Origin of the sequence: Pseudonocardia sp. (assembly GCF_050250275.1) — a bacterium.
Lineage (GTDB): Bacteria > Actinomycetota > Actinomycetes > Mycobacteriales > Pseudonocardiaceae > Pseudonocardia.
The window spans coordinates 101894-118061 of record NZ_JBFWOY010000001.1 but is presented as its reverse complement, the minus strand read 5'-3'; the positions used below and the strand labels follow the sequence as shown (position 1 = coordinate 118061).

Below are 16168 nucleotides of genomic sequence, written 5' to 3'. Positions count from 1 at the left end.
CGTCGGGGCATCCGGCGAAATCCGAAGGAGTCCCCATGGCATCGCTCTCCGGGGCCGAGGAACTCGAGATGGAAGTCGAGGCGAAGACACCGGTCACCGACGCGGTCACGCAGCTGACCCTCGTCCGCGCCGACGGGCGCGACGTCCCCGAATGGACGCCGGGTTCGCACATCGACCTCGTGCTCGCGCCGGACCTCGTCCGGCAGTACTCGTTGTGCGGTGATCCGGGCGACCTCCGTTCGTGGCAGGTGAGCGTGCTGTTCGAACCGGACGGCCGTGGTGGCTCCGCACGGATCCATCGTGAGCTCCGTGAAGGCGACCGCCTGGTCGTCCGGGGGCCGCGCAACAACTTCCGCCTCGTCGAGGCGTGCGACTACCTCTTCGTGGCCGGGGGGATCGGGATCACCCCGCTCCTTCCCATGATCGGCTCCGTCGACCGACGCGGCGCCGAGTGGTCCCTGGTGTACGGCGGGCGCAGCCGGGACACCATGGCGTTCGCCGACGATCTGGCGTGGATGCACGGACCTCGGGTGAACCTGGTCCCGGAGGACACGCACGGCCGCATCGACCTCGCCGCCGCCCTGGGTGCTGCCACGTCGGGCACCGCGGTGTACGTGTGCGGTCCGGAAGGTCTGCTGGGTGCGGTGGAGACGATGGCGGCCGAGCTCGACATCGCCGACCGGGTCCACGTCGAGCGGTTCACCCCGCGGACCCTGGTCGACGCACCCGCACCCGCCACCTTCGACGTCGAGTTCGTCCGCAGCGCGATCACCGTCTCGGTCGGTCCGGACCAGTCCATCCTCGACGCCGCGCGGGCCGTCGGCGTGCTCGCACCGTTCTCCTGCTCGGAGGGCACCTGCGGGACGTGCGAGACGACCATCGTGTCGGGCCGGGCCGACCACCGCGACTCCGTCCTCAGCGCTGCCGAGCGGGAGGAGAACAGCACTCTGATGATCTGCATCAGCCGGGCCGCGTGCCCGACGATCCGACTCGACCTCTGAAACCCCGCCGACGAGAGGGTGGAGACCGGTGGACAACGCCGCCACGACCAGCGCCGCCACGGCCAGCAACGACGCGACCAGCAACGACGCGACGACCGGATGCCCGGCCGCGCACACCCCCGCGGGATTCTCGTTCTTCGACCGCGAGTACCTGGACAACCCGGGGGCCGCGCTCGCCTGGGCCCGCGAGAGCCGGCCGGTGTTCTACAACGACGACTCCGACTACTGGGTCGTCACGCGCCACGACGACGTGAAGGCCGTCTTCAGCCAGTTCAACCTGTTCTCCGCGGCCATCACGCTGACCCCGGTCACCCCGCCGTCGGAGGAGGCGGCCGCCCAGCTCGGCGCGTACGGCTTCGCGCCCTGCCCCGTCCTGGCCGACTCCGACCCGCCCATGCACCGGCAGTACCGCCGGCTCAACGCTCCCGCGTTCATGCCCGACCGCATCGACCCCCTCGCTCCCTACATCCGGGAGACGACCAACGCCTACATCGACCGCTTCGTCGACCGGGGCCACGCCGACCTCGTCGCCGACATGCTCTGGGACATCCCGTGCCTGGTCGCCCTGCAGTTCCTGGGGATCCCCGAGGAGGACGTCGACACCGTCCGCGCGCTCGCCACCTCCATGACCGAGTTCGTCTGGGGACGTCCGAGCCCGGAGGAGCAGGTGCGCGCCGCCGACGGGCTGGGCCGGTTCTGGGCGATGGGGGACCGCGTCATCACCAAGCTCAAGGAGCTCGACGACCCGCCCGGATGGCTGGGCCACGCGATCACGATGCAGCGCATGCACCCCGACGTCATCTCCGACACCTGGCTGCAGACCAACGTCATGGGCGGCGCCATGGCGGCCCACGAGACGACGACGAACGCCACCGCGAACGCCGTCGTCACGCTGCTGCGCAACCGCGACCAGTGGGACCGGCTGTGCGCCGACCCGTCGCTGATCCCCGGCGCCGTCGAGGAGTGCCTGCGGCTCAACCCCTCCATCGCCGCGTGGCGGCGGATCGCGAAGGAGGACGTCGAGGTCGGCGGGGTCACGATCCCCGCAGGCGGGAAGATCCTGATGGTGATCGCGTCGGCGAACCAGGACGACGCCGTCTTCGACGACCCCGAGCGGTTCGACATCGACCGTGACGCGAAGGCCCACATCGCATTCGGTGCCGGTACGCACATGTGCCTCGGCAACCACCTGGCCCGGCTCGAGATGGTCATCTACCTGGAGGAGCTGACGCGACGCCTGCCCCACATGACGCTGGACCAGCAGGAGTTCCATTTCGTCCCGAACACCTCGTTCCGTGGTCCCGACGCACTGCACGTCAGCTGGGACGTCGAGAAGAACCCGATCCCCGCCGGACCGGAGGCAGCAGCATGACCACGGAGTCCGTCGACCACTCCGACACCACGACACGGCCGTCGTTGAACCTGCTCCTGCCCGGGTTCGACGGCCACAAGGCAACCCCGGCCGACAGTGTGGCCGGCAGCGAGATCGTGTTCACGAACTCCTACGGGAGCCGGGTGTCGCACCGGTTCGAGGCGACCGCCGTCGAATGGCGCTACGACCCCGGTGCCGGCGACCCGCATCCGGTTGCGTCGGGGCGCAGCGACTACGAGGCCTTCGACGTCGCACCCGGGCTGGTGTACGCGCAGTTCCACCATCGCCGGGACGTACCGAACACGGCGGTCAGCCTCGTTGTCGACCACGACAGCGGCCACACCCTCGCGATCGTGAGCACGATCGGAGAGCCGTCCGCGGGCCGGACGCGGGTCCGGCACAACGTCCTGCCGGGCGTCATCGAGGGCCGGGAGCCGGACCGTCCCGGACCCGCACCCACGACCGCGCTCGTCGGCCGCCGACTGCGGTGGAGCTTCAGCGACGTGCACCGCTACGAGCACATCCACCTCGAACCGCACTCGTACACCTGGCACTGCGTGGCCGGACCCGAGGCGGGCCTCGCCGACACCGTCGAGTGCACCACCTACCGGCTCCGCCCCGGGATCCACGTCCTCGCCTCGCGCGAGAAGGTGAACCCGTGGGCCTCGGTGACCGTCACCGATCTCCGCGACCACACGTCGCTGCGGGCCCACGGCGCCGTGTTCGGGCTGGACGAGACCGGTGAGCTGCCGACGCACCTCACGTTCGGCGCGGTCGGCGAGTACATCGGCCCGCCGGCGCGAACCGGCTCCGCCTCCGCCTGACGCTCGCGACGGCAGCCCGTCGCGGGCCCGGACCACCACCCACGCATCACCTCCACGAAAGGACACAACTCATGCTGGCCAAGGGCAACGTCCAGGTCACCGACCTCCTCAGCGCCACCCCGCCCCCGATCCCGGAGGGCTCGCACGCGATGACGCAGCTCGTCGAGCTCCCCCCGGCAGACCCGGGGCTCGCCCCGCACCGCCACTCCGGGCCCGTGTTCGGCTACGTCACCGAGGGCACGATCTTCTTCGAGCTCGAGGGCGACGAGCCCCGGGAGATCACCGCGGGCGAGGCGTTCTGGGAGCCCGGTGGCGACGTCGTGCACTACCAGGTCTCGAACCCGGACCCGGACAGGTGGGCCCGCTTCGTCGCGGTGTGCATCTGCGCCCCCGGCGTCGAGATGATCACGATGCTCGAGCCCGACGAGATCGTGGCCCGTGACCACCTGCGCCACCCCAGCGCGCGACAGCACCAGAGCTGATCCCGCCGCCCGGGCGTGCCCCCCGACGCAGCGTCGGGGGACACGCCCGGGCCGCGGCGCAGACCCCACCGACGAAGACCCGGAAACGAGGACCCGTGTCCGTACTGTCCCGACGGCCCGTGGCCGACGCCGTCGCCCGCAGGTTCGCCGCCAGGATCAACGCGGCGATCCACCCCGCCGTCACACCGCGGTTCCCCGAGATCACCGTCCCGACCACCGACGTCACCATCGGGACCCGCCACGGCCCGGTCGCCGCGACGGTCTACCGTCCGCCGACCCCGGCCGGCGCACCCGGGGTCTACGTGAACGCCCACGGGGGCGGGTTCGTCGTGGGCCACCGCGCACAGGACGACGCCTGGTGCCGTTTCCTCGCCGCCCACGCCGGCGTCGTGGTGGTCAACACCGACTACGCGCTGGCTCCGTCGACACGGTTCCCGACCCCCGTCGAACAGTTCTACGACGTCGTGCGGTGGGCATCGGAGCCGGGGCGCGAGTGGGACGGCACCCGGCTGTGCGTCGGCGGTCAGAGCGCAGGCGGCAACTTCTCCGCCGCCGTGTCGCGGATGGCGCTGGAGAACGGCGGTCCGGCCATCTCGCTGCAGGTCCTGCACTATCCGCCGCTCGACATCGCGACGCCACCCTCCCGCAAGGCGTCACCGCTGGGCGCGAAAGCCGTCCTGAAGCCGTGGCTGTGCGAGGTGTTCGACACCGCCTACGTCCCCGAACGAGCGGGGCGCCGCCACCGTCTCGTCTCGCCGGCCTGGGGGGCCAACGCTGACGGGATCGCGGGTATCGCACCGGCGCTGGTCATCGCCGCGGAGCTCGACCGGCTGCGCGGCGAGGCCAGGTGCTACGCGGACAAGCTCGACGCCGCCGGCGCCCTCGCCGAGTACGTCGAGGTGGGTGGTGTCGACCACGGTTACGACATCATGACCGAGGACTTCGAGCTGATCCGGCGGATGTACGAGCTGATCGTCGCGCACGTCCGTGGAGCGATCGGCTGACGAGCCGCCGCACCGGCTACCGGCCGTTCGAGGGCGGCCGCGTCCGCTGCCCGTGGTGGTCGCGCAGGAGTGCCGCGACCGCGTCGGGGGCCTCGGCCGGTGCGAGATGTGCGACGCCGTCGAGGACCTCCAGGCGGCCGTTCACGACACCGTCCGCGATCTCCCGCAGCGACGCGACGGGCGTCGGCTGGTCGTGGCTGCCCGCGACAGCGAGGACGGGGGCGCCGATCCCCGGGAGGCGGTCGCGGACGTCGAACGACGCCAGTGCGCGGCACGCGCGTGCGTAGTCGGCAGGGTCCGCGGCGCGCAGCGAGGCGATGAGGGCGTCGGCACGGTCGGGGTGACGGTCGGGGAATCCGGGACCGAACCACCGCTGCCGGGACCCGTCGACGACCGAGCCGACACCCGACCGCTCCACCATGCCCGCCCGGTCCAGCCAGCTGCGCGGCTCGCCGATGCGCGCGCCGGTGCAGAGGAGCGACGCGGCGACGAGCCGCCCGGGATGGTCGAGCAGGAGGTGGAGGCCGACCGCACCGCCGATCGAGTCGCCGGCGTAGTGGAGCGCCACCGGTTCCCCGCCGGCCTCCAGCGCCGCGTCCACGGCGTCGAGAACACCGTCGGCGAGCTGGGCCATCGTGAAGTCCGCCGCCGCCGACGGACTGCGTCCGTGGCCCGGCAGGTCCCACGCGAGGACGTCGAACGCCTCGATCAGGAGGGGCAGGCACGGGCCCCACAACGCCGCCGCGGACGTCCCGAGGGACGGTCCGAGGACCAGCGCCGGCCGGCCCGGCGCCGGGGCGGGGCGGGTCAGGGCGACGGTCGGGACGCGCGTCGTTGCGCTCACCGGGCGGCACCCGCGCCGGCGACCGGGCCGAGGTGGGGCCCGCCCGACTCGTCGACGGGTGCGCCGCGGCCGGTGAGGTGGACGAGGCGGAGGTCGGCCGGCGGGCCGCCGCGGCGGCCCGGAGCCGTGCGGGGGCTCGCACCCGGACAGGAGGACGTCACACGTGGACGGTAGGAACGCGCCACCCATCACGTCCAATACTCGTTTGCCGTCGATCCATAAGCAGGGCACATAAGATGAGCGTGTGGAGCTGCGCCATCTCCGGTCGTTCGTCGTGCTGGCCGAGGAACGGCACTTCGGCCGCGCTGCGGCGCGCCTGCACATCGCCCAGCCGGCGCTCTCCCAACAGCTCCGACAGCTCGAACGCGAAACCCACACCAGGCTCATGGACCGCTCCACCCGGCGGGTCGAGCTCACCGAGGCAGGCCGGCTGCTGCAAGACCGGGCGGCGGAGATCCTCGCCGCCGTCGACCGCACCTCGACCGACCTCACCCTGCTCGCCGCCGGCCGGGCCGGGCAGGTGCGGCTCGGGTTCGTCGGCACCGCGACCTACGACGTCCTGCCCAAGGTCGCGCTACGGGTGCGCGACGAGCTACCCGACATCGAGCTCGACCTCCGTGGCGAACTGCTCGGACCGGAGCTCATCGACCAGCTCCGTCAGGGGGAGCTCGACATCGCCGTGCTCAGACCCGGCTCCCCCGTCCCCGGCGAGCTCGAGTCCCGGCACCTCCGCGACGAGCCCCTCGTCGCGGTCCTGCCCGCCGACCACCCCGGGGCCCGGGCCGACCGTGTCCGCCTCCGGGACCTCACCGGCATGCAGCTGATCACCCACCCGTCCGGGCACCGGTCGACGATGCAGCCGCTCGTCCTCGACGTGTGCCGGCGGGCGGGCCTCGACCCCGATGTCATCGAGGTCGGCGAAACCGGGACGCTGGTCGTGTTCGTCGCCGCCGGTCTCGGATTCGGACTCGTACCGTCGTCGGTCCGGGCGCTGCGCCTCGACGGGGTGGCCTACGTCCCCCTCGCCGGCCCGCCGGAGCTCGCTCCGCTCGTCCTCGCGTCGAGGCCCGGACCGTCACCGGCCGTGGCCCGGGTGGCCGCTCTCCTCACCGCCGTCGTCTCCGACTCCGCGTCCGCCGGGCCCGGCCCGCCCGGCTGACCTGGCCCGCCGTCATCCCTCCGTCCATCAGGGCACGGCTTCGCGCCCGCCACGGATCGGGCGTTTCGCCCGGAAGTGAGTCGGCCGTCACTCGGCCTCCCCGGCACCTCATGGCAACCTCAGAGGTGACATGAGCACCCGGTCCGCGGGGGCCGAGCGACGAAAAGGGTAGGACGCACCGCATGCACGAGGCACTGAGGCCGATCTACGAGCGTGTCCTGTCACGCAATCCCGGTGAGGCCGAGTTCCACCAGGCCGTCGGTGAGGTCCTCGACAGCATCGGTCCAGCGGTCGGCAAGCACCCCGCCTACGCCGACGCGAGGATCGTCGAGCGGATCTGCGAACCCGAGCGGCAGATCATCTTCCGGGTGCCGTGGGAGGACGACCACGGCGGAATCCACATCAACCGCGGGTTCCGCGTGGAGTTCAACAGTGCGCTCGGGCCCTACAAGGGCGGCCTGCGGTTCCATCCGTCGGTGCTGCTGGACACGGTGAAGTTCCTCGGCTTCGAGCAGGTGTTCAAGAACGCGCTCACCGGGCTGCCGATCGGCGGGGGCAAGGGCGGCTCGGACTTCGACCCACGGGGCCGGTCGGATCGCGAGATCATGCGCTTCTGCCAGAGCTTCATGCTGGAGCTCTACCGCCACATCGGGGAGCACACCGACGTCCCGGCCGGCGACATGGGTGTCGGGGCGCGCGAGCTCGGCTACCTGTTCGGCCAGTACAAACGCATCACCAACCGGTACGAGTCCGGCGTGCTCACCGGGAAGGCCCTCATCTACGGGGGCGCCCAGGTGCGGCGCGAAGCCACCGGCTACGGGACCGTCTTCTTCGTCGAGGAGATGCTGCAGGTACGCGGCGAGTCCTTCGAGGGCAAGGACGTCGTCGTGTCCGGCTCGGGGAACGTCGCGATCTACGCCATCGAGAAGGTCCACGAGCTCGGCGGACGGGTGGTGGCCTGCTCCGACTCGGACGGGTTCGTCCACCACCCGGACGGGATCGACCTCGACCTGCTCAAGGAGGTCAAGGAGGTCGGACGGGAGCGGATCAGCACCTACGCCGACAAGGCTGCCGGTGCCACCTTCGTCGACGGCGGGTCGATCTGGGAGGTGCCGTGCCAGGTGGCGCTGCCGTCGGCCACACAGAACGAGCTCGACGCCGACGGTGCTGCGGCACTCGTGCGCAACGGCTGTGTCGTCGTGGGGGAGGGCGCGAACATGCCGACCACCCCGGCCGCGCTGCGCGTGCTGACGGAGGCAGGGGTCGCGTTCGGACCCGGTAAGGCCGCCAACGCCGGGGGCGTCGCCGCGTCGGCGCTGGAGATGCAGCAGAACGCGTCGCGGGACTCGTGGACGTTCGACTACTCCGAGACCCGGCTGCGCGACATCATGCGTGACATCCACGCCCGGTGTCATCGGACCGCCGAGGAGTACGGGGTTCCGGGCAACTACGTGGCCGGGGCGAACATCGCCGGCTACGCGCGGGTCGCCGAGGCGATGCTCGCCCTCGGTCTCATCTGAACCGCACGGAGGGCACGACTCTGAACCGCACGGAGGGCACGACGAGTCGGGCTGTGTGCGTCGGCGGGCGCCACAGCCGCCCGATCTCGGGGTGCCACCTCGGCCCGGCCCGCATCGAACGACGTCGTCGCGACCCTCGATGCGAGCACGGCGTGGCCTGACGTCTCGACGCGGGCCGCGCCGCACCTCCCGCGTGGGCGAGATCGCCCGGCCGGATCAGGTTGTCGGCCAACGGGCGACCCGTTCGTCGTGGTCGTGCGGGAGCGACGGTGCAACCCCCGGTGCGCGCTCGGGCAGCCCCGCGGAGAAGCGGCCGCCCGCGTGGGCCGGCTATCGCGCGTGACGTTCCCCTGCGCGAGGGCTGGTCCGGCCGCGGCAGGACGCTGAGCCGGCGACCGGGGTGCGTCGAACCGCCGTGCGTGGTGTGCCGGGACCCGCTGCCCGGGCCGATGTGCCCGCCAGGCCCGCGCTCGCGGTCGCGGCCTCCCCGTACTTCGCGCGGAGAGCCTGGTCGGCGGCGTGCTCGGCGGCTTGCACGAGATGCTCGGGGTCGACGTACGTGCTCAGCCGCGCGGTCCGCAGCAGGAGCGAGTAGGTCAGGGCACCGCCCGGCTGCTCGCCCGCTCGGTCGCCGGCTTCCGCCCCGTCCTCGCTGATGAGGTCGAGTTGCAACGTGGCGGGGACGTGGATGGCGATGGCGGCCAGGACGACCGCTTCGGCGTGGGAGCGCTCGATGTGTCGGGGAAGGTGCAGGCGCAGCAGCCCGGCGACGGCCGTCATCTCACGAGGACCGGTCGGTGCCGGCGGCGCTGCCGCTACGGGGCGCGCGGCACGGCGATGGTGGAGCCGCCTCGTGCGAAGGGACCACGGAGCCGAGAACGGTGTGCATGTTCGTCACCGACCCCGTGACGCCGAGGACTGTGCGCTTCTGGGCGGACGTGATCACTGCATTCCTTTCGTGCGCGAGCGTCGCGCCGTCGGCCCCCGCACGCGTACGTCTGACCGGACGAACTCCGTGCGCGGGAACAGGTGGACGGCGGACACACGGTCTGAGGGGCGGCAGGCGACAGAGCCCACGATGCCCCGGATCCGGCGCAGCCGCAGGGGCGCTGACACACCAACAAGGAGGGGCCCACAGTGCCGGGGTTCGGCAACGTGTCGCGACGGCGCTGAGCACGTCACGACGAGCGGTGCCGCCCGCGGCGGAGCCGACGGGCCGGACCCGGATCAGCCGAGGCCGGAACCCACCCACGCAGCGGCCCGTCAGTCCCGAGCGGCCGGGGTGGGCAGGTCGCGCTGGGGCCAGCCGAGCAGCCGGGCGCCGAGAGTGGCGGCGTGCACGGTGAAGCGATTGGCGGGGTCCGTCGGGTCGTACCCGGTGAGGTCGGCGATCCGGTCCAGCCGGTAGGTGACCGCCCGCACCGACAGTTGCAGCCGGCGGGCGGTCTCGGTCACGACGCAGCCGGCCGCGAAGTAGGCGTCGAGGGTGGCCAGCAGGGGACCGGCGCCGCCGCGGGCCTTCGCGAGTGGGCTCATCACCGCATGGACGAGGTCGGTGATGGCGGGCTGGTCGCGCAGCAGGACCCGGTAGATCAACAGATCCTCCGCGCGGACGACGGGGGTCTCGAGGCGCAGGCGCGCGGCCATCCCGAGCGCCTCGCGCGCCTCCTCGTACGAGCGCGCGATGCCGTACGAGCCGGGGTGGGGCCGACCGACCGCTATCCGCCACGGGCCACCGCGAGGGGCGCGACGCAGATCGGAATGCATGAGCTCGCCCAGGCCACGCGTCTTACCGACGGCGCCCGAGCCGGCGGTCGTGGCGGGCGCGACGACGACGATGCTGCCGTCCTTGGTCGCGACCAGTACGTCGCGGTCCCCGATTCCCTGGACGACTGCGCGTTCGAGGCTGCTCAACGCCGCCTCGGCATCGGCGAGGCGGCCGGTGGGCGTGGCCAGGGCGACCTGGTGCGGCTGGGCCATGTCCATCCCGAAGGGCTCGGCCCGCTCGACCAGCGCACCGACGTCGGCGTCGCCGCGGAGCAGATCCTCGATGAGCTCGCGGCGCTGGGTCTCCTCGCTGCGCATCATGTCGCGGCGGGCGGCGGTGTACCCCTCGGCGAGGCTGGCCACCGCACGGTCGACGGCACGCATGACCGCCTCGGCCGCGGTCGCGGTGGTGTCGGCGTCCGGGAACCTGACGACCGCGGGAAGCTCGCGCCACAGCCGCCACGCGGCCGACAGGTACAGCTGCACGGCGTTCCCGGCCGAGACGCCGAGCTCCGCGGCGCGCCGGCCGTTGAGCCCGACAGCGTCGAGTTCACCCTTGTCCGGTCGGCGCCCGGTCGTGGCGGCCTCGGCGAGCACGGGGAGGAAGCCGCCGAGCAGTTCCACCGGCACGCCACCGGCGCCGCGGCTCGCGTCGCGCGCCACCCGCTCCAGCCAGGCCGGGTCGGGAAGCTGCTCTGACAGCCGCGGTGCCTTCGCCGGTGGACGGGTCATTTCTCATCTCTCTCTACGGGGCCACCTCCGAGTGTGCTCGATGCCGGATTTCCGAACTGCCGGGGTACGGCAATCCGGTGACCGCCGACGTGAGAGGGATCAGGGCTCGGGGACCGGCGCCAGCCGTTTCGTGCCGCGGTCGGCTCACCTGCGTGCGCGCGGGGGTGTCGCCGACCGGGTGCTGCCCGGCCGCGTTGCCGGGGGCGGCGGCACGAAACACGAGGTGCGCGTCGCCGATGTTCGGCGACGCGCACCGATGAACCTGAGTCGTCCGCGCCGACGGCGCCGGGCCGCTCGTCAGCCGGCAACCCGGTCGGTCGGCGACCACGTGTCCGGGCGGTAGGGGACGGCGCGGAGCAAGGTGACCTCCATCGACTGCCCGTTCGAGAGGGTGTACTGCACCTTCTCGCCCTGCCTCCTGCCGGGCAGGGAACTCCCGAGAGGGGACTCCAGCGAGCAGATCATGAGGTCCGGCGGGTAGGCGCCGTCCTCGTTGTGGGCGAGCAGGAACGTCTCGGTCTCCTGATCGTCCTCGTACCGGATGGTCAGCAGCATCCCCGGTTCGGCCACCCCGTCATCGGGTGGGGCCTGCCCCACCAGCGGGTTCTGCAGCAGCTCCTGCAGCTTGCGGATCCGGCTCTCGCGTTCCCGGCGTTCGGTCAGCAGCTGCTGGTCGGTGTGGGGGTCGGAACTGTCACCGGCGAACTGCTCGTTGGCGAGACCACTCATGCCGTGATCACGCTGACGCAGCAGTTCGACGAGTTCGTTCTTCAGTCGCTCGTAGGCACTCTCTGCAAGCCAGACCTGCGTCTCGGCCATCCGTCTACTCCTCGGGAATGTTCTGGTGGGGCGCACCGCGCTACCGATGCCGCTTCGGTGCAGATGACGATGAGCACGGCCCGTGGTGACCCGGACCGTGCTCGGGAGCCGCGTTGCGGCGACGCCGTGGGTGCGTCGGCAACCCACTGCTGCCCCGACTCCGAGTCCCTTCCGCCTGACCGCGGTTCGGGGCTCTCGCGGCATCGTTGCTGCCACCTCTACCACAACGGCGATGGTGGTTCCCCGAGGTTGCCGGGCGCCGGAAAGCTCGACCGCGTCCAGATTGCGGACCCATGGCCTGACGACCTCGGACTCCACCGGGCATGGTGGGTCGTGGGCCTGCCGCAACCTCCCTGCATCACCCACCGGCAGGCCCGCCAACCGCGTTCGCGAGACCCGTCGGGCCGGCCGACGATCAGCGGGCGCACCGATTCGTCGGCATCGCACACGTCGTTGCCCGGATGCGCTGTGGCGGCGGCGGCGCAGCCGCACGCGGTCGGCGATGTGGGCGGGTGCGGCTCCCGTCGCCGCGTCGGCGACGAGGTGGTCCTCGGACCAGGGCCCGGCCGCACGGCGCGGAACCGACGTCTCGTCGACGGCCGTGACGGCCCGCCCCCAGCCGAGCGGGACACGGGTCCGGACTCCGGGACACGGCACCGCGAGGGGCTCGGCGAGCCCGGGCACGCCGAGGTCTAGTCCGCCGCGTCCTTCCACGCCTGATCGACTCGTTCCTGGGCCCGGTCGAGGGCTGATCGGGCTGCGGCACGCGGAACGTCCGCGGCGAGGCGCTGCGCCGTCTCGGCAGCGCGCCGGTCGGTCAGCACCCGCTCGACGCTCGCCCGGAGCAGCCCGAGCGCCGCCGCCGTGGCGCCCGGTCCCACACCGGCGTCGTCCAGGTCGACGATGTACTCGTCACGGTCCTGCTGCGCGGCTTCGGCCGCGGCTCGCGCATCGACGAGGCGCGCCTGTCGGGCGAGCAGCTCGTCGCGCTGCTCGTCGGCGAGGGGTAGACCGTCGCTCCGGCCCAGGTCGTCGTCGTTCCCGGCCATGCCCCGGATCGTAAGACGGAACCGTGCTCGCCGAAAGCGGAGGCAGGCGCGAGCGGGCGGGGTCCGGAACGGCGGGGCCGGCCGGTCGCGCGACGAGCCGGGCGCTGTCGTCAGCGCGGGATCGCCGGCCCGCCCGATCTCACCTGAACCCCTGCCAGCGCAGCGGGTCGCCCTCCAGCGCCGCGCGGTCCCAGTGGGCGTGCTCGGCCGCGGCCTCGTAGGTGGAGTGCAGGAACTCGGCGACGAGCTTCTCCGGGTCCGCTGCGGTCCGGACGGCCTCGTAGGGCAGCAGGAACTGCTGGAACTCGTCGCTGAAGAAGGCCTCCTCCGGTCGGATCGGGTGGGTTCGGAAGCCGTCGGGCTCGGGATAGGCGTAGGAGTAGAACGCGCCCTCCTTGCCGCCGCCGGGCCAGAACCCACAGCTGGACAGCTCGTGGGAGTAGCCCTCGACCATCACCCAGTCCCCGCAGTTCGGTGCGCCGCCCGGGTGGGTGGGGGCGGGACGGCCGGAGAAGCGGGTGCAGGCCAGGTCCATCGCGCCCCAGAAGAAGTGGACGGGGCTCACCTTGCCGAGGAAGTGCGACCGGAACTCGCCGATGACCCGGTCCGCCGCGACGAGCTGGCGCCAGAACAGGTGCGCGGCGTCGGCGTCGTAGGACGCGTGCTCGTGGTCCGCGGCGAACGGGATGGCGGGATCGACCTCGTTGGGGCCTGCCGAGATCGTGGCCTCGATCCCCAGCTCGCCCAGCGCCGACAGGGTCCGGTCGTGGAACTCGGCCACCGACATGGGGGCCAGCGCGATCTCCCGGGTGCCGCCGTCGCTGCTGCGGATCCGCAGGCGGTGGTCGACGAAGTCGAACTCGATGTCGAACGACCCCGAGGCGTGGGGCACGGCCGAGGTGGTCAGGCCGCGGGGTGAGACGTAGAGCGTTACCTGCCACCAGTGGTTGACCAGCGGTGCGTGGGCGAGGCGGATCTTGCCGACGATCTGGGTCCACATGTGCAGGGTGTCGCGGGTCGCGGTCCAGGCCGCCACCTCGAGTGCGGGCCAGGCGGCGGTGGCTGCGGGGTTCGTCATCAGATCGTCTCCGTGGGGGCGTCGGTGAGGCCATGGTGCCCGACTCCCGGCCGTGCGGGGCCGGCGCGGGCCGGACCGGTCACAGGACGTGCTGGCCGTACATCTCGCCGAGGGGGTCGGAGATCAGCTCGATCCGGGCGCCGTCGGGGTCGCGGAAGTAGACGGACACGTCACTGTGCACGGCGTGCTCGACGCCGGCGTCGGTGAGGCGACCGACGAGCTCCTCCCACCGCTCGGGTTCGACGCTGATGGCGATGTGGTGCAGTCCGCCGAGCACCTCGGCGTACGGGCCGACGTCGAGTCCAGGGAAGTCGAAGAAGGCCAGCAGGTTGCCGTTGCCGATGTCGAAGAAGAAGTGGGAGGAGCCGGGGTAGTCGCGGTTCTCGATCAGCTCGGTGAGCGGGAAGCCGAGCACGTCCTGGTAGAAGCGGACGGTGCGTTCGACGTCGGCGGACACGAGCGCGGTGTGGTGCAGTCCGCGGGCGGTCGAGGCGGGACGCTCGCCTGCGGGGCGCAGGTGCGCGGAGCGGATGCGGGCGCGTTCGGCTTCGTGCACGTCGGAGGTGGAGGTCATTGCGTGGTCCTCTCTCATGCGCCGATCGTGGCGTGCATCTCCCACACCAGGATCTCGGCGGGTTCGGTGGCGGTCACCCGCTGGCCGCCGGTGGCGGTGAAGCGGACGGCGTCGCCGGCGGACAGCGGGCCGGCGCCCTCGAGGGTGACGTCGCCGCGCGGGACGAACAGGTGGAGGTAGGGGGCCTCCGGCAACTCGACGCTCTGGCCGGGCTGCAGCCGCGCGACGTGGAGCGCCGCGTAGCGGTTGCGGATGCGGATCGCGGCGTCGCCGTGGGCGTCCATGCCGGACGCGACGGGGACGAGCGCGCCGCTGAGCAGTGCATCGTCGATCTCGAGCTGCTCGTAGCCGGGGGTGATGCCGCCCTCGTCGGGCACCACCCACATCTGTACGAAGTGGACGTCGTCACGGTGCTCGTCGCCCTGCAGCCGCCAGGAGTCGTTCTTCTCGCTGTGCAGGATCCCCGTGCCGGCGCTCATCCGTTGGGCGAGGCCCGGGTAGATGACGCCGCTGTGCCCGGTGCTGTCCTGGTGGACCAGCGATCCCTGCATGACCCACGTGACGATCTCCATGTCCCGGTGGGGGTGGGTCTCGAACCCACTCCCGGCCGTGACGACGTCGTCGTTGTTGACGAGCAGGAGCCCGTGGTTGGTGTTGTCCGGGTCGTGGTGGTGACCGAAGGAGAAGGAGTGCTTGCTGTCCAGCCAGTCGATCCGGGTGGAGAACCGGTCGTCCGCACGCCGGACGTCGGTCCGAGGGGTCAGGGTGGGGGTGCTCATGTCCGGTCCTCCGTGGGTGTTCGGGTGTGTGGCGTCAGGCCTGACGGATCGCGGAGATCTCGAACTCGAGGACGATCTTGTCGCTGACGAGGACGCCACCGGTCTCGAGGGCGGCGTTCCAGGTGATGCCGTAGTCCTTGCGGTTGATGGTGGTGGTGCCTTCGAAGCCGATGCGCTCGTTGCCGAACGGGTCGGTGGCCTGCCCCTCGAAGGTGAACGGCACCGTCACGGACCTGGTGACGCCCTTGATCGTGAGGTCGCCCGTGATGTCGACGCCGTCGTCGGTGGCCGTGACCGCGGTGGAGCGGAAGGTGATCGAGGGGTACTGGTCGAGGGCGAGGAAGTCGTTGCTGCGCAGGTGACCGTCGCGGTCGGCGTTGCGGGTGTCGATGCTGGCGACCTCGATGGTCAGCTCGACGTCGGACTTGCCGAGGTCGTCGCCGTCGATGTGGGCGGTGCCGGCGAACTCGTTGAACCCACCCCGGACCTTGGTGACCATGGCGTGGCGCGCGACGAACCCGATGCGGGTGTGGCTGGGGTCGACGGCGTAGGTGCCGGTGAGGGAGGTGAAGGCGGTCGCGGTGGTCATGTCGTTCCTTTCGAGAACATCTTGTTGACGTGTCATGTACTTTGCCCAACGCTTGGTGACATGTCAACTATTCCGGTAGAGTGATCCGCGTGACTCGATGGCTCGACGCACGGGAGCAACGCGCATGGCGCGGCTACATCGCGATGCAGGCGCAGCTGAACGCGGAGCTGCACCGGCGGATGCAGGCGGAGTCCGGGCTCTCCCTCGCCGACTTCGACGTCCTCGTCGCGCTCACCGACCGCACGCCCGAACGGATGCGCGTCCTGGAGCTGGCTCAGGCCCTGCAGTGGGAGAAGAGCAGGCTCTCCCACCACCTGTCCCGGATGCAGAGACGAGGGCTGATCGAGCGGGAGGACTGCCCCGACGACGCGCGGGGCGCCTTCGTGCTGCTCAGCGCAGAGGGCCGGCGCGCGATCGAGGCCGCCGCGCCACCCCACGTCGCCGCGGTCCGCGAGCTCGTGTTCGACGGCCTCGACGATGCGGACGTCGACGCGCTCGCCCGGATCGCCGACGCCGTACTGGCCCGGATCGCCGCGCCCCGCTGAGGCGCGCGGGGCGCGGCGTCGAGACCGGTC

The 16168-nt window shown here is 71.9% G+C and carries 18 protein-coding genes; 8 read left to right on the top strand and 10 right to left on the bottom strand.

Annotated elements, in window-relative coordinates; genetic code table 11:
• Window positions 1-35 precede the first annotated feature (35 nt).
• From AB7F12_RS00615 to AB7F12_RS00595, 5 genes are all read left to right on the top strand, one after another.
• On the top strand, window positions 36-1001 hold the full coding sequence (locus AB7F12_RS00615; protein WP_428496892.1) for a PDR/VanB family oxidoreductase: 966 nt from the start codon (window positions 36-38) through the stop codon (window positions 999-1001).
• Window positions 1002-1029: 28 nt separating this feature from the next.
• Window positions 1030-2373, top strand: a complete 1344-nt coding sequence (locus tag AB7F12_RS00610) for a cytochrome P450 (protein WP_428496893.1) — start codon at window positions 1030-1032, stop codon at window positions 2371-2373.
• The gene (locus AB7F12_RS00605; protein WP_428496894.1) at window positions 2370-3197 is read left to right on the top strand and encodes a MoaF C-terminal domain-containing protein; all 828 of its coding nucleotides are present in this window, start codon (window positions 2370-2372) and stop codon (window positions 3195-3197) included. The genes AB7F12_RS00610 and AB7F12_RS00605 overlap by 4 nt, the downstream gene beginning before the upstream one ends.
• Before the next feature lie 71 nt (window positions 3198-3268).
• On the top strand, window positions 3269-3679 hold the full coding sequence (locus tag AB7F12_RS00600) for a cupin domain-containing protein (RefSeq protein WP_428496895.1): 411 nt from the start codon (window positions 3269-3271) through the stop codon (window positions 3677-3679).
• A gap of 95 nt (window positions 3680-3774) precedes the next feature.
• Window positions 3775-4683: an alpha/beta hydrolase gene (locus AB7F12_RS00595; protein ID WP_428496896.1), complete on the top strand. Its 909-nt coding sequence runs from the start codon at window positions 3775-3777 to the stop codon at window positions 4681-4683.
• A 16-nt stretch (window positions 4684-4699) separates the two neighbouring features.
• On the opposite strand, the gene AB7F12_RS00590 is transcribed toward AB7F12_RS00595, so the two are convergent.
• Entirely contained in the window at window positions 4700-5527 is an 828-nt protein-coding gene (locus tag AB7F12_RS00590; RefSeq protein ID WP_428496897.1) for an alpha/beta fold hydrolase, read from the bottom strand.
• Window positions 5524-5688 (bottom strand): hypothetical protein, encoded by a 165-nt coding sequence (locus AB7F12_RS00585; protein WP_428496898.1) that lies wholly within the window; start codon window positions 5686-5688, stop codon window positions 5524-5526. Before AB7F12_RS00585 ends, AB7F12_RS00590 begins: the two co-directional genes overlap by 4 nt.
• 83 nt (window positions 5689-5771) lie before the next feature.
• Here AB7F12_RS00585 and AB7F12_RS00580 point away from each other — a divergent pair, with 83 nt between their 5' ends.
• Window positions 5772-6686: a LysR family transcriptional regulator gene (locus AB7F12_RS00580; protein ID WP_428496899.1), complete on the top strand. Its 915-nt coding sequence runs from the start codon at window positions 5772-5774 to the stop codon at window positions 6684-6686.
• Between the two features lie 182 nt (window positions 6687-6868).
• Entirely contained in the window at window positions 6869-8206 is a 1338-nt protein-coding gene (gene gdhA, locus AB7F12_RS00575; protein WP_428496900.1) for an NADP-specific glutamate dehydrogenase, read from the top strand.
• A gap of 330 nt (window positions 8207-8536) precedes the next feature.
• Here the strand turns inward: gdhA and AB7F12_RS00570 are convergent, their stop codons facing one another.
• From AB7F12_RS00570 to AB7F12_RS00535, 8 genes are all read right to left on the bottom strand, one after another.
• Window positions 8537-8986: a hypothetical protein gene (locus AB7F12_RS00570; protein ID WP_428496901.1), complete on the bottom strand. Its 450-nt coding sequence runs from the start codon at window positions 8984-8986 to the stop codon at window positions 8537-8539.
• 483 nt (window positions 8987-9469) lie between these two features.
• Window positions 9470-10705, bottom strand: coding sequence for a PucR family transcriptional regulator (locus tag AB7F12_RS00565; RefSeq protein ID WP_428496902.1), 1236 nt, complete (start codon window positions 10703-10705; stop codon window positions 9470-9472).
• A gap of 297 nt (window positions 10706-11002) precedes the next feature.
• Window positions 11003-11524 carry a GreA/GreB family elongation factor gene (locus tag AB7F12_RS00560; protein ID WP_428496903.1) on the bottom strand — a complete coding sequence of 174 codons (522 nt, stop codon included), beginning with the start codon at window positions 11522-11524 and terminating at the stop codon, window positions 11003-11005.
• A gap of 692 nt (window positions 11525-12216) precedes the next feature.
• Window positions 12217-12573: a hypothetical protein gene (locus AB7F12_RS00555; RefSeq protein ID WP_428502829.1), complete on the bottom strand. Its 357-nt coding sequence runs from the start codon at window positions 12571-12573 to the stop codon at window positions 12217-12219.
• Window positions 12574-12712: 139 nt separating this feature from the next.
• Complete coding sequence (locus AB7F12_RS00550) at window positions 12713-13651, bottom strand: DUF5996 family protein (RefSeq protein ID WP_428502830.1); 939 nt, start codon at window positions 13649-13651, stop codon at window positions 12713-12715.
• Between the two features lie 79 nt (window positions 13652-13730).
• Window positions 13731-14225, bottom strand: a complete 495-nt coding sequence (locus tag AB7F12_RS00545) for a VOC family protein (protein ID WP_428502831.1) — start codon at window positions 14223-14225, stop codon at window positions 13731-13733.
• 14 nt (window positions 14226-14239) lie between these two features.
• Complete coding sequence (locus tag AB7F12_RS00540) at window positions 14240-15004, bottom strand: pirin family protein (RefSeq protein ID WP_428502832.1); 765 nt, start codon at window positions 15002-15004, stop codon at window positions 14240-14242.
• 34 nt (window positions 15005-15038) lie between these two features.
• On the bottom strand, window positions 15039-15593 hold the full coding sequence (locus tag AB7F12_RS00535) for a YceI family protein (RefSeq protein ID WP_428502834.1): 555 nt from the start codon (window positions 15591-15593) through the stop codon (window positions 15039-15041).
• Window positions 15594-15682: 89 nt separating this feature from the next.
• Between AB7F12_RS00535 and AB7F12_RS00530 the strand changes: the two genes are divergently transcribed.
• Window positions 15683-16138 carry a MarR family winged helix-turn-helix transcriptional regulator gene (locus AB7F12_RS00530; protein ID WP_428498575.1) on the top strand — a complete coding sequence of 152 codons (456 nt, stop codon included), beginning with the start codon at window positions 15683-15685 and terminating at the stop codon, window positions 16136-16138.
• Window positions 16139-16168: the final 30 nt, after the last annotated feature.

Excerpts from the sequence above, each read along its gene's own strand:
- AB7F12_RS00615 (WP_428496892.1), top strand. The coding sequence starts at position 36 with ATGGCATCGCTCTCCGGGGCCGAGGAACTCGAGATGGAAGTCGAGGCG.
- AB7F12_RS00605 (WP_428496894.1), top strand. The coding sequence starts at position 2,370 with ATGACCACGGAGTCCGTCGACCACTCCGACACCACGACACGGCCGTCG.
- AB7F12_RS00600 (WP_428496895.1), top strand. The coding sequence starts at position 3,269 with ATGCTGGCCAAGGGCAACGTCCAGGTCACCGACCTCCTCAGCGCCACC.
- gdhA (WP_428496900.1), top strand. The coding sequence starts at position 6,869 with ATGCACGAGGCACTGAGGCCGATCTACGAGCGTGTCCTGTCACGCAAT.
- AB7F12_RS00570 (WP_428496901.1), bottom strand. The coding sequence starts at position 8,986 with ATGACGGCCGTCGCCGGGCTGCTGCGCCTGCACCTTCCCCGACACATC.
- AB7F12_RS00565 (WP_428496902.1), bottom strand. The coding sequence starts at position 10,705 with ATGACCCGTCCACCGGCGAAGGCACCGCGGCTGTCAGAGCAGCTTCCC.
- AB7F12_RS00560 (WP_428496903.1), bottom strand. The coding sequence starts at position 11,524 with ATGGCCGAGACGCAGGTCTGGCTTGCAGAGAGTGCCTACGAGCGACTG.
- AB7F12_RS00555 (WP_428502829.1), bottom strand. The coding sequence starts at position 12,573 with ATGGCCGGGAACGACGACGACCTGGGCCGGAGCGACGGTCTACCCCTC.
- AB7F12_RS00550 (WP_428502830.1), bottom strand. The coding sequence starts at position 13,651 with ATGACGAACCCCGCAGCCACCGCCGCCTGGCCCGCACTCGAGGTGGCG.
- AB7F12_RS00545 (WP_428502831.1), bottom strand. The coding sequence starts at position 14,225 with ATGACCTCCACCTCCGACGTGCACGAAGCCGAACGCGCCCGCATCCGC.
- AB7F12_RS00540 (WP_428502832.1), bottom strand. The coding sequence starts at position 15,004 with ATGAGCACCCCCACCCTGACCCCTCGGACCGACGTCCGGCGTGCGGAC.
- AB7F12_RS00535 (WP_428502834.1), bottom strand. The coding sequence starts at position 15,593 with ATGACCACCGCGACCGCCTTCACCTCCCTCACCGGCACCTACGCCGTC.